The 15,063-nt window shown below is 68.4% G+C and carries 14 protein-coding genes; 6 read left to right on the top strand and 8 right to left on the bottom strand.

All coding sequences use genetic code 11. From position 1 onward, the window contains the following. Positions 1 to 243 precede the first annotated feature (243 nt). The gene (locus BIV01_RS06095) at positions 244 to 1,044 is read left to right on the top strand and encodes a sugar phosphate isomerase/epimerase family protein (RefSeq protein WP_175473648.1); all 801 of its coding nucleotides are present in this window, start codon (positions 244 to 246) and stop codon (positions 1,042 to 1,044) included. Further along, positions 1,041 to 2,144, top strand: coding sequence for a Gfo/Idh/MocA family protein (locus BIV01_RS06100; protein ID WP_071302235.1), 1,104 nt, complete (start codon positions 1,041 to 1,043; stop codon positions 2,142 to 2,144). The genes BIV01_RS06095 and BIV01_RS06100 overlap by 4 nt, the downstream gene beginning before the upstream one ends. Before the next feature lie 1,095 nt (positions 2,145 to 3,239). Here BIV01_RS06100 and BIV01_RS06105 read toward each other — a convergent pair. The 3 genes from BIV01_RS06105 to BIV01_RS06115 form a co-directional block, all read right to left on the bottom strand. Beyond that, a complete protein-coding gene (locus BIV01_RS06105) occupies positions 3,240 to 7,706 on the bottom strand; it encodes a beta strand repeat-containing protein (protein WP_071302236.1) in 4,467 nt (1,488 codons plus the stop codon). A 192-nt stretch (positions 7,707 to 7,898) separates the two neighbouring features. After that, positions 7,899 to 9,182, bottom strand: a complete 1,284-nt coding sequence (locus BIV01_RS06110) for an SGNH/GDSL hydrolase family protein (protein WP_071302237.1) — start codon at positions 9,180 to 9,182, stop codon at positions 7,899 to 7,901. A gap of 182 nt (positions 9,183 to 9,364) precedes the next feature. Continuing rightward, positions 9,365 to 10,108: an NADH(P)-binding protein gene (locus BIV01_RS06115; RefSeq protein WP_071302238.1), complete on the bottom strand. Its 744-nt coding sequence runs from the start codon at positions 10,106 to 10,108 to the stop codon at positions 9,365 to 9,367. 64 nt (positions 10,109 to 10,172) lie between these two features. Here BIV01_RS06115 and BIV01_RS06120 point away from each other — a divergent pair, with 64 nt between their 5' ends. Next, positions 10,173 to 10,727, top strand: a complete 555-nt coding sequence (locus BIV01_RS06120; RefSeq protein ID WP_071302239.1) for a TetR/AcrR family transcriptional regulator — start codon at positions 10,173 to 10,175, stop codon at positions 10,725 to 10,727. A gap of 67 nt (positions 10,728 to 10,794) precedes the next feature. Further along, a complete protein-coding gene (locus BIV01_RS06125) occupies positions 10,795 to 11,268 on the top strand; it encodes a hypothetical protein (protein WP_139199238.1) in 474 nt (157 codons plus the stop codon). A gap of 29 nt (positions 11,269 to 11,297) precedes the next feature. Here BIV01_RS06125 and BIV01_RS06130 read toward each other — a convergent pair whose 3' ends face one another. From BIV01_RS06130 to BIV01_RS06150, 5 genes are all read right to left on the bottom strand, one after another. After that, a complete protein-coding gene (locus BIV01_RS06130) occupies positions 11,298 to 11,609 on the bottom strand; it encodes a YciI-like protein (RefSeq protein ID WP_071302241.1) in 312 nt (103 codons plus the stop codon). 75 nt (positions 11,610 to 11,684) lie between these two features. Further along, positions 11,685 to 12,293, bottom strand: a complete 609-nt coding sequence (locus BIV01_RS06135; RefSeq protein WP_071302242.1) for a TetR/AcrR family transcriptional regulator — start codon at positions 12,291 to 12,293, stop codon at positions 11,685 to 11,687. A gap of 68 nt (positions 12,294 to 12,361) precedes the next feature. Then, positions 12,362 to 12,919, bottom strand: coding sequence for a MarR family winged helix-turn-helix transcriptional regulator (locus BIV01_RS06140; protein ID WP_071302243.1), 558 nt, complete (start codon positions 12,917 to 12,919; stop codon positions 12,362 to 12,364). Positions 12,920 to 12,965: 46 nt separating this feature from the next. Next, complete coding sequence (locus tag BIV01_RS06145) at positions 12,966 to 13,148, bottom strand: hypothetical protein (RefSeq protein WP_071302244.1); 183 nt, start codon at positions 13,146 to 13,148, stop codon at positions 12,966 to 12,968. Positions 13,149 to 13,356: 208 nt separating this feature from the next. Beyond that, entirely contained in the window at positions 13,357 to 14,091 is a 735-nt protein-coding gene (locus BIV01_RS06150) for an NYN domain-containing protein (RefSeq protein ID WP_071302245.1), read from the bottom strand. A gap of 174 nt (positions 14,092 to 14,265) precedes the next feature. On the opposite strand from BIV01_RS06150, the gene BIV01_RS06155 reads away from it, so the two are divergent. Then, positions 14,266 to 14,697 (top strand): Hsp20/alpha crystallin family protein, encoded by a 432-nt coding sequence (locus tag BIV01_RS06155; protein ID WP_071294275.1) that lies wholly within the window; start codon positions 14,266 to 14,268, stop codon positions 14,695 to 14,697. Positions 14,698 to 14,708: 11 nt separating this feature from the next. Continuing rightward, positions 14,709 to 15,029: a hypothetical protein gene (locus BIV01_RS06160; RefSeq protein ID WP_071302246.1), complete on the top strand. Its 321-nt coding sequence runs from the start codon at positions 14,709 to 14,711 to the stop codon at positions 15,027 to 15,029. Positions 15,030 to 15,063 lie beyond the last annotated feature (34 nt).

The following is a 15,063-nucleotide window of genomic DNA, read 5'->3' on the forward strand; positions in this document are numbered from 1 at the left end:
TCGATGCTTCGCCGTCCAAAACCATCTTGCGCACGGTTTTGACTGGCTGAGCATACATCGACAGGTGTCGTTCATGCAGCGGCGTGCGTCACGGAGCGCAGCAAAAACTACACACCGGGTGGTTTTTGGGGTAGCGTCGTCATCGATCTCGCCGTGGAGCATCGCTCCTCGACGGACTGCGACACCCGGTGCTGCGACACCCGGTGCCGCGACACCCAGTCAGGACCGAAGGAGCCTCACGCAATGCCCACCACCTCTGTGCAGCTGTACTCGCTGCGCGACGCCATCGCGGAAGACCTCGACAAGGCGATCGCCCGTGTCGCCGAGATCGGGTACGAGAACGTCGAGCCCTACGCGTTCGTCGAGCGTGCCGCGGACCTCGAGCGCGCCTTCGCCGCCACCGGCCTGAAGGCCCCGTCCGGCCACGTCGCCGTGATCGACGCCGAGGACACCGCCCCGATCTGGGACGCGGCCGAGCGCCTCGGCATCCAGACCGTCATCGACCCGTTCATCCCCACCGACCGCTGGCAGACCGCCGACGACGTCGCGAAGATCGCCGAGCGCGTCAACGTCCTCACCGCCGAGGCAGCCTCGCGCGGCCTCAAGTTCGGCTACCACAACCACCAGTGGGAGTTCACGAACAAGGTCGACGGCCGCACGGTCTACGACCACTTCGTCTCGCAGATCAGCCCGGAGACGGTGCTCGAGCTCGACACCTTCTGGGCCACCGTCGGTGGCGCCGACGCCCCCGCCGTCCTGAAGTCACTCGGCGACCGCGTCGTCGCGATCCACGTCAAGGACGGCAAGGTCGACGGCGACATCCTCACCGCGCTGCCCTCGTCCGAGAGCGCACTCGTCGTCCCCGAGGCGCTGCAGCGTGCCTTCGAGAACCAGACCCCCGCCGGTCAGGGCGACGTCGACGTCCCGGCCATCCTCGCCGCGGCGCCGCAGGCCATCCGCGTCGTCGAGTTCGACGCGTACTCCGGCGACGTCTTCGAGGGCATCACCGAGTCCCTCGCCTGGCTGAAGGACAACGACAAGTGACCCGTGTCGGGATCGGCATCATCGGTGCCGGCAACATCTCCACGCAGTACCTGGAGAACCTGACCAAGTTCGCCGACGTCGAGGTCCGGTTCGTCGCCGACGTGCTGCTCGACCGCGCAGCGGCCCAGGCAGCGGAGTACGGGGTCGGCGCGTCCGGCTCGGTCGAGGAGCTCCTCGCCCGCGACGACATCAGCATCGTGATCAACCTGACGATCCCGGCGGCCCACGCCGAGGTCGACCAGCAGATCATCGACGCCGGCAAGCACGTGTGGAGCGAGAAGCCGATCGCGACCGACCACGAGTCGGCCGCCGCGGTGCTCGCCTCCGCTGCGTCGAAGGGACTCCGGGTCGCGACCGCGCCGGACACCGTGCTCGGCGCGGGCATCCAGACGGCGCTCCGTGCCATCGCCCGCGGCGACATCGGCGAGCCGCTGACCGCGACGACGCTGTTCCACGTGCCCGGACCCGAGGCGTGGCACCCGAACCCGGACTTCCTGTTCGCCGAGGGCGCCGGTCCCCTGTTCGACATGGGCCCGTACTACGTGACGACCCTCGTGCACGCGTTCGGCACCGCCAGCCGCGTGCAGGCCGTGTCCTCGAAGTCGCTCGACCGTCGCACGATCGCGTCCGGCCCCCGCGCCGGCGAGACGTTCCCGGTCGAGGTCCCCACGCACCACGCCGCCCTGATCGAGTTCGCCGGCGGGCAGTCCGCCCAGTCGACGTTCTCGTTCCAGCACGCGCTGCCCCGAATGGGCTTCGTCGAGATCAACGGCACGCTCGGCACGATCTCGCTGCCGGACCCGAACACGTTCGAGGGCTCGTCGCAGCTCTGGCGCTACGGCCAGGAGGAGCCCGAGACCCTCGAGGCGATCGGCTCCACCTGGGGCCGTGGCACCGGGGTCGTCGAGCTCGCGCGCGCCATCGCCGAGGACCGTCCCGAGCGTGCCTCGGGTGCGGTCGCGCTGCACGTCCTCGACGTGCTGCTCGGCATCCGCGACGCGGCGGCGTCGGGTTCCGCGGTCGACATCACGTCGACGGTGGACCGTGTCCCGCCGCTGCCGGAGGACTTCGATCCGTCGGCTGCGGTGCTCACCGCGTAGCTTCTGCGCTCCGCAGGACGGCCGGCTCCGACAGGGGCCGGCCGTTCTGCGTTCCACGAGGGCCAGGAGGCGCGGCGCGGCTCCGATGCGTCGGCTACGGCCGCGCGGTCGCGAGCCGCTCGTGGAACGTCGGGCCGGAAACCGGCAGAACTCGGCCTCCGGCGGTCTGTATCGACGACTCACACGAGGTCCAAGAGGTCTAAGCGCGCGCCACCACAGGAATGCGCGTCGCGAGCAAAGTACTCGGCCTCGTGTCGATCGTGTTCGGCTTCACGTTCGTGCTCCCCCTGATCGATTTCATCCTCGGCATCGTAGGGCTCCGCTGGAAACCCCTCTGAATCAATTCATCGCCAACTGAAAGATGAAAGCTGTCGCCGAAAGTGCAATGACTAGGCCGAGAACAACCCAAGTGCCCGGAGTGACTGGCTTTTGCGGTTTACCCTCGACGCGATCTCGTGCAGCATTTCCCCATCGAGTTGCACGAAATGTTATCAAAGCAGCAACTATCACCAAAACGATGATCCCAAGGACAGCGGTCATCGAACAGCCTTTGCGATTTTGCCAACGGTGAGGAGGAAGTCTCCATAAGCCACACCATTTCCCGCTCCTACTGAAACGGTGTCACTAATATATTGAGTGCCTGCATTGATCGCACAACCCACGGCCGCCTCGCCAAGTGCTGTGGCAGGCGTGTAAGAAGTTCCCAATGCAAGGCCGATCCCAAAGCTGGTCGTCGCTCCCAACGCACATCGTAGTCGTGCGTGACGGCAGCCATGCTGCGAACGGCCTGGTCCATCGCCCGCGCACGCCATCAGCGCCGTGCAAATACGGAACGCTCCTCCGCGCAGCCTCGCGCGGCCCACACTCCCAATGCACTCATTCTTTTCCTAGGTTGCGCCGACGCACGAACAGGAAAACCGTCCCCCAGATTGCAAATACGAAAGCAAGAATAAAGGAAATTACTGAGAATCGCGCCCAGTTTGCGTTCACAAGCGGCAGGACAATAAATAGAACTGATAAGAAGTATGTGCATATGGTCACAAGGAGACTCAGAGAGGCCCTTCGATCCATCGCTGATCTTGCCATATATTCCCCTTACAGGAAGAGAGCTGCTCCGCCGACTGCAATGCCGCCCGCAAGGGCGCCGATCGCGGCACCTTGCCAGAGTCGAGTCCCGACTTGCCCAGCACTCTCACCTTCAAGCACGCCCACTGATGCGTTCCCAACGGCCGTTCCAACGGTAGAGCCTGCGACCGCACCCAGTGCGCAACCAGTGCCGAGCGTCTCCGCACCCGTCGCTACGCAGATACTTCCTGCGACAGCTACTCCGACTACTCCACCAATGACGGTACTTGCAAGATCTTCACCGAACCCACGGCCCGTTGGATCCGAGGAATTGATCGGGTCATCGCCTGCAAACGCGTAGCGGTTCGCGTTGGATGGGCTGAGGGGTGCGTCGAGGGTGTCGCGTTCAATCCACCCGCCAGTCGCGCTGTTCTGCCACCGGTACCCGAACTTGGTGAGCCCGTTCTCGGTGCTGCTTGAGCGGAGCCCGGCCTTGAACCCGTACGGGTTCTGCAGCCACTGCGCACTCGTGCCGCCGTTGACGGTTTCGGCGCCGTAGGGGTCGTAGGAGACGGTGTACGCGGTGTTTCCGGTGTCCGCGATCGCTGCTGCGGGGTTCCCGACCCCATCGATGACCCACATGCTCGTGACGCCATCGGTGGTCTGCAGGTCCATCGGCTGCCCGGTCGTCGGGTCGCTGATCACCGACGCAGTCCCCGTGCCGGCGACGGTGCGGCTGGTGATCACTGGGACGCCGTTCTGGTCGGTGGTGCCATACGTGTAGTCGTACTCCGCTCCTCCGTCCGTGGACTGCTTGAGGAGCTTGTTCATGTCGGCGCCGGCGTACTCGTACCGGGTCGTGACGCCGTTCTTCGTCGAGGTGGTCAGCTGCTGCGCGTCGTTGTAGGTGAACGTCTCACCCGGTGCTGCGGTGAGGTTCCCGACCCCGTCGTACGCGTACCCGGCCGAGGTGATCTGCCCGACCGCGTTGTACGTCAGTGTCTGCGAACTCGTGGTGTCACCGGTCTGCTTCGCGGTGAGCCGGTTCCCGGCCGCGTCGTACGTGTACGCCCACGTGACATTCGTTGCGCCGCCGGCCTGCGTTGCCTTGGTGAGGCGACTGTTCGAGTCGTACGTGTACGACGTCGTCTGCCCGGTGGTGTTGTCCTTGACCCACTGGATCTTGTCGGTGTCGTTCGCACTCTTCACCGCAGAGCAATCACCACCAACGGCGATGCCGGTGATGTAGCAGTACGAGTCGTCGACAACGGCCGTGGCCTTGTCGCTGCCCTGCCACGCCTGGACGCGAGTGATCTTGTTCGACGCACCGTAAGTGATGTGCTGGTGGGCCTGCCACGACGTCGGATCCTTGGTCGGGTCCGCATTCGCGGTCGCGTTCAACCACACGTCGGTGCGGCGGCCGTGGTCGTCGTTGGTGTACAGCTGCTTCGCCGTCCCACCGTCGCCGGTCGGGTACGTCGTCGCGGTGAGCACGTTCGCCGCGTCGTAGTCGTGCGTGACCGTGCCGTGCTGATCGGTCACCGCGTGCGTGTTCCCAGCAAGGTCGTACCCGTACGACACGGTGCCGCCACCAGCGGTGTTGACCGTGGAGATGAGCCGGTTGCGCTGGTCGAACGTGTTCGTCACGGTGCCGGTCGCGGACTGCTGGGTGAGCTGGTTGCCGTTGCCGTCGTACGTGTTCGCCACCGTCAGAGCACTGTCGGCGAACGTCGTCGTCAGCAGCCGGTCGTCGTTGTCGTACGTGTACGAGGTGACGCCGCCACCACCGTCGGTGTGGGACGAGACGCGGCCGAAGTCGTCGTAGGCGTACTTCTGCTGTCCGACCGTGTTCGCCGGTGCGTCGATGGTGAACAGCTGGTTGTACTGGTCGTAGCCGTACGTCGTCTTGACCGTGTTCCCGGGAGCGGTCGCGGACTTCACCGCACCCCACGCGTACTTGTCCCCGTCCTTCTTGTTGTTGTACTCGAGCTTCGCCTCAGCAGCTTCCGGACCGCTGCCGGTGCCCGTCGACGTCTGGTTCCCGGGACCGTCGTACCCGTACGTGGTCTTGTTGCCGGAACTGTCCGTCGTGGAAGCCGGCAGATACGCCGTCGGCGACTGCGTCCCATACGTCGCGGTGTTCGTGCTGCCAGAGGCAGACTGCGACTGCGTCAACGACTGCCCGTTGTTGCCGTCGAACTTGTTGTTCGTCGTCGACGCGCCCGTCCCGGACCCGACCGTGGAGCTCAGCACGCCGTTGTTCGTGGACTTGTACGTGCGCGATTGGTCACGGCCGGCCGCGTCCTTGACGTCGGTGACGAGGTCGTTCACGTCGAGCGTGTACGTGGTGTGGTCCGCGGTCGCGACGGGCTGCGACTGGTTCGAGCGGGGGTCGGCGACCTGCGTGGTGTCACCGTCCGTGTACGCGAAGCGGGTCACCGCGGTCCCCGGGGATCCGGCGGTGGTGTTCGCCTGCGACACCTTCGTGACCCGCTTGGTGGAGTCGTACGTGAACGAGGTCACCCCGCCGGTCGGTGCGGTGATCGAGGTGAGGTCCCCGCTCGTGTACCCGAACGTGGTCGTCGCTCCGGTCGCGTCGGTGTACGTCGTGATGTCACCCGCGGCGTTCTTCGTCCACGAAACACTCCGCGACGACGAGCCGGAGGTCTGCGTGAACGTCGTCTTCCCGTTCGCGTACGACACGTTCGCCGTCTTCGCGCCATCGGTGCCGGCAGTGGAGACCAGGGTGCCGAGCGAGAACTTGTCCGCCGCCACGTTGAAGCTGACCTGGTTGCCGTTGCGGTCGTTGACCGACTTGGGCTGGCCGCCGAGGGTGAAGTGGATGACCTGGTTCGTCGTCCACGACGTCAGCGTGTACTCCCGCGTGTCGGTGTTCGCGACCCGCGCCAACGTCATCTGCAGGCCTGGCGGGGACGTGAACGCACCAGCGGTCCCGGTTGGCTTGAACTGCCACGCCGTCCCGACCGCGTCCGTGTAGACCACACCCGCGGCGTTCGCCGACAGGTCCCCCGCACCCGCGAGGGCGTACTGCCACCGGTTCGCTTCCATCGTGTTGCTGTTCGCCGTCGTCGTCGACCGCGAGTTGTACGCAGCACCGATCGTCGTGCTCTGCGTCACACCCGGCAGCGTCAGCGCACTGGTTGTGACCAGCAGGTTGCCGGTGCCGACGTCGACGCTGGCGTTGGTCTGGTCCGAGATCGGGAACGGCAACGTCGTCGCGGACGTCCGCTGCCCGGTGACGTTCGTCGACACGGGTCCACCCGGCAGCCAGTTGTAGGTGCCCTGCAGGTCGAGCACGAAGTCCGTGGTCCCCGAGGAAACGTTCTGGATCCGCACCTTCCCGTTCGACCCCACGGGCAGGATCGCCGTCGTCGTCCGGATCGACGACGTCGGCGCGTACCCGATGACCGCCCCGGTGGGCTCGGAGGAACCGTCCGCCCATGCCTTCGCGTACCCGCCGGTCGTGCCCGAGTGGATCGCCGTGACCGTCACCGCGACCGCCGACAGGCCACCCTCGACCGTCCCGATGCCAGCAACTCCCGCGACCTGCACCGCGACCGACGCATTCGCCCCGACGCTCGAGGACGTGCGGGTGTCGACGATTCGGCCCGTTCCCGGAGTGAACCCGCCACCCGGATTGCTGGGAACGAAGTACCCCTGCACGTCGACCTGCATCTGCACCGTGCCGCCGTCGGGAGCGTTGTCGATCGTGATCTTCCCATCGGAGCCGACTGCGACCTGCGCGCTCATCGCCGTGGTCAGCTTCGTCGACGGGTAGTTCAACGACCCTGTGCTCTTGGGTCCATCGGACGGCGACGGACGCACCCACCCGGCCCCACCGCCGGTGTTCTGCACCACGACACTGACCGCGACCGCGGCCGCGTTCGTCGGAACGCCGCCCTTGCCGGTGACCTGGAACGTGATGCTGTCCCCGCCCGACAGGGCACCCTGCCGCACGTTCGTGCCGTCCGCCGTGTTCGCGATCCGGGTCCCGGACAGCGGCACGAACCCGCCAGCGCCGACACCGTTCGCCGTGGACGTGTAGTAGCCGGTCACGTCCAGGATCACCCGCGACTGCGCAGTCGTCGTGTCGATCCGGATGGATCCGTCGTCCCCGACCGCGAGCAGCGACGTGTTCGACGTGTTCCCCGCCACTCCGCTGCCGTAGATCATCAGCAGCGTCGGCCCGTCGCTCGACTCCGCTCGACCCTTCAGCTGCCCGGTGCCGTTCGCGTCCGCGACCGTCGCCAGCACACTGATCGCGCCGACACCGTCAGCGGGGATCCCCTTCACCCCGGCGACCGGCACCGTCGTCGACGACCCGGCAGGCGTGGCGCCGTCGAAGATCCTGGCGTTGGTCGGCAACGGCACGAACTGCCCACCCGTACCCGTCACGACCGCCTGCGCCGGAGCAGGTGGCGAGACCACCGCCAACAACGACCCCAGCAGCGCCACCAGCGTGACGACGGCCAGCACGACCCAACGAGAACGAACAGACAACGGCGACGTCGCGAACACGCGCAGAACCCCTCAACAGGTCACCACCAGCGAATCCGCCCCCATGACGGCACTGTGCAACCACACAGAACGCTACGGAGCATCCCTCACCACTGCTCCCCCACTACAGGGGGTAGAAAGTTCCGCGCCCGAACCGATAAGGCTCCGGCACTAACGGATCACGAGGTCGTCGAGCCGAGCACGAGTGTCCGTGATCCGGACACCGCTCCTCGTGGCGGACCCGTTGAAGCCGTCCGCGCTGGAGTACACGGCGGGACCGTCGACGTAGACCTTGATCTTCGCGCCGTCGGCCCGGACCCGCACGGTCGAGCCCGGCTTGACCTCGCGGCTCAGGGCCTTGCCGATCTGGATGAACCGCCCGTTGACCCGCTTGTAGACCTTCGCGTTGCCCTTGCCCGACCCGTGGACGTCGAGCACGAAGTAGTCCTTGGCGCTGCTCAGTCGCCACACCGGCCCCGCACCCTTCGAGGAGATCGCCGTCATGGTGAGGCTGATGTCGACCGCAGCCTTCTTCGTGTCGACGGTGGCCGCGGATTCACGAACGGCCCCGCTGCTGGCTCGGTAGGCACGGCCACCAGAGATGCCGTACTTCACTCCGCCGACCGTGGAGTAGGACCGGCCGTGCAGGTCCTTGCCGAGTCCGGTGATCATGTCGGGCCGGTTGAACGAGTCGTAGCGAACCGCCGGCGCCGGCGTCAGGACGTTCTGCCCCTCACGGAATCGCACACCGCTCAGTGCTGAGGTGATCGCCTCGGTGATGTGCGCCTGCCCGACGTCGTTCGGGTGCTGCCCGTCGGGCCCGATCATCGTCGCCTTGTTCCATCCGGTGAAGGCATCGGCGATGATGACCGATCCGTCCTTCGGGTACGCCGCGACGACACTGCGGAGGTAGCGGTTGTACCGGACGACGTCAGCGTCGGTCGGGGGTGACGGGTACCACGCGTAGCCCTTCGTCGTCGACGGCGTGTCGAGCACGATGACGATCGTGGGTGGGAACGGCCCGGTTCCCCGCACCCAGTCGATGAAGCCCCGGACGTTCGCCTTGAACGTGGCCTCGGGCACGTGGCGGCCGACGTCGTTCTGGTTCCCGAGGTACGAGACGACCCCGTAGTCGCCGCGGTTCCACGTCGAGCGCGCGCGGTCGAGGATCTGCGCCGTCGAGGCCCCGCTGATGGTCTCGTTCGACCAGAGCGTCGGATCCGCGCCGAGGCTCGTCCGGACCATGGACGGGTACATCCGGCTCGGCACCGAATCGGAACCGAGTTGCACCTGTCCGAACGAGTGACCGTACGCGGCGTACCGCACACCACGCAGCGCGTCGTTGCCGGGCGACGGAGCGGCCTGCACACCGCTCGGTAGGAGGGCACCGATGACCGCGAGGACGGCAGTGGCCGCCGTGATCACGGCAGAGCGGTGGCCACGGGTCGTGCGCATGTTCGTCCCCCTCCGGACGCCCCATGCGCCGCGACAGATACGGGCGCATCGATCGCACCCCCGCCTACGCTAGGGCAGAAACAAGCTCACCTTCTGCTCCCCGTTCGCGTGACACGCAGAGGAACGGGGCAACGCACCGCCTAGAGATGACGACCGGACCGGACCGGTGGGTCGGGCGAGCGCTACCGGTCGCGGGCTGCGAGCCACTCGTGGAACCTCGGGCCGACCACCTCGACGTCTCCCGCGGGCAGGAGCGCCCCGTCCCGGAACGCCCGGCCCGTACGGCCCGGGATCGGCATCGGGACGGGCACCACGCCCGGATGCGGCAGCGCCGTCGTCATCGCCCACAGCGACGTCGTCTCGGGCCCGGCGACCTCCACGACCGGCGCGGTCCGCCGGCCCGTCGCGACCTCGGCGACCACCGTCGCCACCGCTTCGAGCGACACCGGAGCGATGGTCATCCGCGGCACGAGCGCGATCGGCCCGACGCGCAACCGCTCGAGGTTCTGCGCAGCGAACTCGAACCACTGGGCCGAACGGACGATCGTGGCGCCCCGGCCCGCCGCTCCCGCTGCCCGCTCCTGTGCGGTCTTGCCGGCGAAGTGCCCGTAGCCCTGCACCTCGGACCTGGTGCAGTTGAGGATGGACAGCAGCACGTGTCGCGCCCCGGACCGTTCGGCCGCCGCACCGACCACCGCCGTCGAGCGCGTGAAGAAGTCCGTCGCACGCCGCCGACTCGTCGTGAACCGTCCGGTCGCCTCGACGACGACCTCCGGCCGGACCGACGCCAGCCGATCGACCGCGTCGTCCGCGAGCACGTCGAACCCCGATGACCGGGACAACCTCGTGACCGAGCAGCCGTGCGCCCCCAGCGCTGCCTCGATCGCGACTCCGGAGATCCCGCCTCCCACCACTGCAACCCGCATCCTGCCCCCTTCGGCTCTACATCCGTAGAGAACACTACGATGGTAGAGGCGAGAGGGGAAGAGCATGGGGCGACGCGAGGACCTGGCGGACGCGGGAGTACGGCTCACCGCTCGCGGTGGGGTCCGAGCCCTGACGCACCGAGCAGTCGACACCGAGGCCGGCGTGCCCGCCGGATCGACGTCGTACTACGCGTCGACGCGGCGCGAACTGACCGCGCTCGTCGTCGCGCGCATCACGGAGCAGTTGTCGACGGAGCTGGGCGCGTTGCGTCTCCCCGAGCCGCTCGACGACGCGACGGTCGTCGAGGTCGCCGCCACGTTCCTCCAGGGCCTCGCAGAGCGGGCGGAGGCGCAAGCCGCTCGCCTGGCCCTCCTCCTGGAGCTCCGGGACGACGAAGCGCTCCGCGCACCCCTGACCGGCGCCGACCCGGTGCGCGCCGCGCTGCTCGCCACGGCGGAGGACCTGCTCGTCCGCATCGGCGTCGACCACCCCCGGCGATCCGCGGTCGACCTCGTCGGACTCGTCGATGCACTGCTGCTCTACCGCGTCGCGGGGGTCGCGCCCGTGGACGACCGAGCGGTGCTCGGCGCGTACGTCGCAGGACTGCCGCGCAACTGAACGCGCCCTCACCCACTCGCAGCTGCACCGGGCGATCGGCGGGTCCACCCCCTGCCAGGATGAGCGCGTGGGGAGACGTCGGCTCGTGCTCGGAGGGGTGGTCGCCGCCGTGCTCGTGGCGGCCGGCACGGTGACCGTGGTGTCGGTGACGCACGCGCAGACGGTGGCCGCGCGACTCCCACCCGCGAGCGCGTCCTCCGAACAGGTCCTCCGCGTCTACCTCCGCGCCGCGAAGGCACACGACTGCGGTGTCACCGAGGCCCTGACCGACGACAGCGGCGGCTCGGACACGGCCTGGTGCGGCGGACGGTCCCCGTCCTCGTGGTTCGACGACCACCCCGACCTGCTCGGCTACCGGCACATCGGGGCGGTCTCGCGACTGAGCGCGAAGGAGACGGGCCGGGCGGCGGAGGAGTGCATCCCGGTCGACGTCACCGAGACGAACATGACGGGCGCCGAACCCGGCGTGCTCCCCGGGTGGCAGTTCTGCTTCCGCCACACGCCGGCCGGCTGGCGCCTGACCGACGAGGGCTACGGCTGACCCGACGCCGTCGCCGGTTCCCGAGAGCCTCAGTCGGGGCGGACCGGTCCCGCCGCGAGATCGCCCACCACGGTCGTCCACGGTCGCGCGGTCCACGACGTCACGAGTCCCCCGGTCACGTACGGGTCCGTCGCCGCGAACGCCCGCGCACGCCCGAGCGCGTCGTCGCCGACGAAGACGATCAGCGCGGTGAACGGTCCGGCGCCCTCGCCGACCGCACCGCCGAGGAGCAGCTCGCCGCGCTCCGCCGCAGCCCAGGCCGCCCGGAGGTGCTGCTGGCGGAACGCATCTCGGCGCTCGAGGTAGTCGTCGACGTAGGTGTACTCGAGTACGGCGTGCATGGTCCTGCTCCGATCCGGTCGTGCGCGGGACCCACGGCCCCGCTGACACGAGTGTGGCAGGACCCGCGGGTCCGGTCAGCCCGCCGGCGGCACGATCTGCTCGAGCAACCGCAGCACCCGCTCGCCGTCGACCGCGTCGGGGTCGAGCAGCCACTGCACCTGCAGTCCGTCCGACGCCGCGATGCTCAGGGACGCCAGGTCGACGGGGTCCAGGTCGGCCCGGATCCGCCCGGACGCCTGGTCCGCCTCGATCAACTCCGCCAGGTCCGCCCGCAGCCGGGTGAACCGTTCCCGCATGAACTCTCGCGTGGCGGGGTGCCCCTCCTGCACGGCATCGGCCGCCAGGGTCGTGTACAGCTGCACCAGCCCCGGGACCGCGCGATTCCGCGAGGCGCTCTCCCGCATGTCCCCGATCGCGGACTTCATCCGGTCCGGTGCCCCCTGCTCGCGGACCTCGTGCTCGCGGTAGACCGCGAGCAGCAGTTCGTCGCGGCTCGGGAAGTAGTGCCGCAGCGCCGCGTGGGTGATCCCGAGGGCGTCGGCGACGGATCGCAGCGAGGACGCGTCGACACCCTGCTCGGCGACCATGCGGATCGTCTCGTCGAGGATCTGCGTCCGTCGTTCGGCACCCTTGCGGTAGCCGCGTCGCGGCATGGCCGCGTCGTCGTCGGCAGGGTGCGTCATGCGCCCAACTTACCGCTGGAAGGTTTTTTCCGGGAGGCGCGGCTCGGCGCCGTCACGGACCGCCCGGTTCAGGAGTCGTACGGCTCCGCCTCGCCGTCCGGGTCGACCGTGTACTCGTCGACGGGAGCTGGCGCGCCACCGACGAGGGCCTCGGTGATCTGGACGAGGCAGCGGGCGAGGACGTCGTTCTCCTCGGAGGACAGGTGGTCCATCACCTCGACCACGGCTTCGTGGAAGCGTGCGTAGGACGCGTCGATCTTCTTCGCCGCCTGCACCGTGGGCTCGAGCACCTGTGCCCGACGGTCGGTGGGGTGCGGGGCGCGGACGAGGTCGCCCTTCTCGACGAGCCCGTCGACGATCTTCGTCACCGACGCGTTCGAGACGTTGAGCATGACGGCGAGGTCCTTGGGCCCCATCGCCCGGCCGTCCCGGTGCGCCTGGAGCATGTACCGGACGGCGAGGAACTCGTTCTTGGTGAGACCGCTCTCCGACCGTGCCTGTTCGAGCTGCTGCTCCTCGGCGTGCTGCAGGCGGAGGAGCGCGTCCACGGCGCCCTTCGCGGCGCGCGACCGGGGTTCCCGGGCGTAGAGGTGCATGTGCTCGCGGCGGACGACGGTCAACGGCATCTGGTCGGGTGTGCTCTCTGCCTGGTGTGGATCGGGGGTGCGTGGCCTAGGCCGCCGGGACCGAGAAGAAGTCGGCGTAGGACGGTTCGGAGCGACCGGACAGGAGCGACGGGTCCTGGATGCGGCGCTCGACGTAGGCGTCGATGACGGCAGGGTCGGTCAGACCGACACGGGTGTGGGTCCCGCCGAGCCGTGCCTGTCGCGGCATCCCGGTGTACGTGCTGTGCATTGCGATACCGCCCCTCGTCGTCGTTGCTGTCCCCATCGGACGCCCGAAGTCTTTCACAACGTGAACGATCAGCAAAACGAACAATTCGTGTTCTGTACGGTTCACGCACTGAACAGTCAGCCCAGCCGAACTACATCGCTGTCATTCACGACGCACAGAGGGCATGAAAAAACCCGGCCCCAGAGGGGCCGGGTGGTATGGCATGACTCTACCAGGACTCGGGCCGTCGGATGTGGGCGACCTGTTCCGGTAGCTGCGCTCCACGCACGTCAGTGTCGGTCAAGTGGTACCACCAGTGTCCGCCGACCCCGTCATCTCGGTCGCCGGCGAGCTTGCCGGCCCGGTACCCCGGCGTCGGGTTCACCAGTCCGAGCGGCACGAGGGTCCGCACGTGCCGGACGGGGAACTCGAGATCGCTGTCGTTGCTGATGACGATCGCGGCGTCGACACGCTTCGTCAACACGTCGATGAGCAGGTGCGCCGCGACGTTGACGTCGGAGCCCTTCTCCTCGCGCCGGGCGACCGATGCCATGAAGGTCGCTCCGGGGACGTCGGCGCCGTGGGAGTCACGGACCTGGAGCGGCCAGTCGGCGCGCGTCAGCTGCGGGCGTCCCCGCCGATCGGGCGTCGCCAGCGGTGCGGTCGCGACCCGGGTGACGTAGTTGCCCATGGCGAACTCGTCGACCGCGCCGTGCCGTCGAAGCGCTCGGAGGTAGGTGTCCTGGTCGTGTTGCCCCTGCGGGTTCTCCGCACCACTCACCCGGGCGGTGCAGTAGACGACGCGCTCGATGGTGGCCGACCCCCACTGCGCACCCGGTCCGCGCAGCAGATTCTCGGACAGCGCGCGGAGATCCAGCCACCGCCAGCCCGGAGTGGAACGACCGCAGATGCTCCTCGCGCCGTAGTAGAGGTTGAACCCATCGACGTACACCCCGACTCGCATGAGCAAACGGTACGGGTCCCGCGCCGACGCCCGTGACTCCTGTGTATTTCGCCGGGGATCCCCGGCTCCGAGCGGATTCCGAGCGTTCTTTTGGCACTCGCCAGGCTCGAGTGCTAAAACATGTCGCAGTTGAGTCGAGGGGACTCAACACCAGACACGAAGGAGTTGACACCGATGACGATGAACTTCGATCCGTTCCGCGAGCTGGACCGTCTCGCCGGCTCCCTCCTCGGCACCGCGGGCCCCCGCTCGATGCCGATGGACCTCTACCGCACGGGTGACCACTACGTCCTCGACGTCGACCTGCCCGGCATCGACCCGGGTTCCGTCGACATCGACGTGGACGGCTCGGTCCTGACCATCCGCGCCGAGCGCACCCTCGGCGCTCCCGAGGGCTCGCAGTGGCTCACCCGAGAGCGCCAGCCGGGCACGTACGTCCGTCAGCTGACGCTCGGCGACGGCCTCGACGCCGAGCGCATCACGGCCGGCTACGACAACGGCGTCCTGAGCGTCACGATCCCCGTGAAGGAGTCGGCGAAGCCGCGCAAGATCGCCGTCACGACGGGCGGCGGACGCGAGCAGCTCGCCGTCGGCAGCGGGGAGTAGGAGCGGCAGCCGTGTTCGACCTCGTCAACGCCCTGGTCGCGATCGCCGCCGTGACGGTCGCGCTCGCGCTGTCCAGCCTCGACCGACGGACCGCGGTCCTGCTCGGGGCGACGGGCGGCCTCGCGGGGAACTTCCTGACGTGGCTGGCCGTCCCGTCGCTCTGGGACCGGTGGGCCGTGGTGCCGTGGGTCGCCGCCGTCGCGGGCACCGTCCTGCTCATCGCGGGGTGGAGCGCCGTCCGGGCGTACTCGGGCCTGTTCGAGCCGCCGCGGGCGGACGAGACCGACACCGGCGCGCTCCTGACGGTCGGCGGGAGCGGCCGCCGCAGCTGATCGAACCGACGACGCCTCGGGCTCGGTGCACGAC

The sequence above is a fragment of the Curtobacterium sp. MCBA15_013 genome (assembly GCF_001865095.1).
Lineage (GTDB): Bacteria > Actinomycetota > Actinomycetes > Actinomycetales > Microbacteriaceae > Curtobacterium.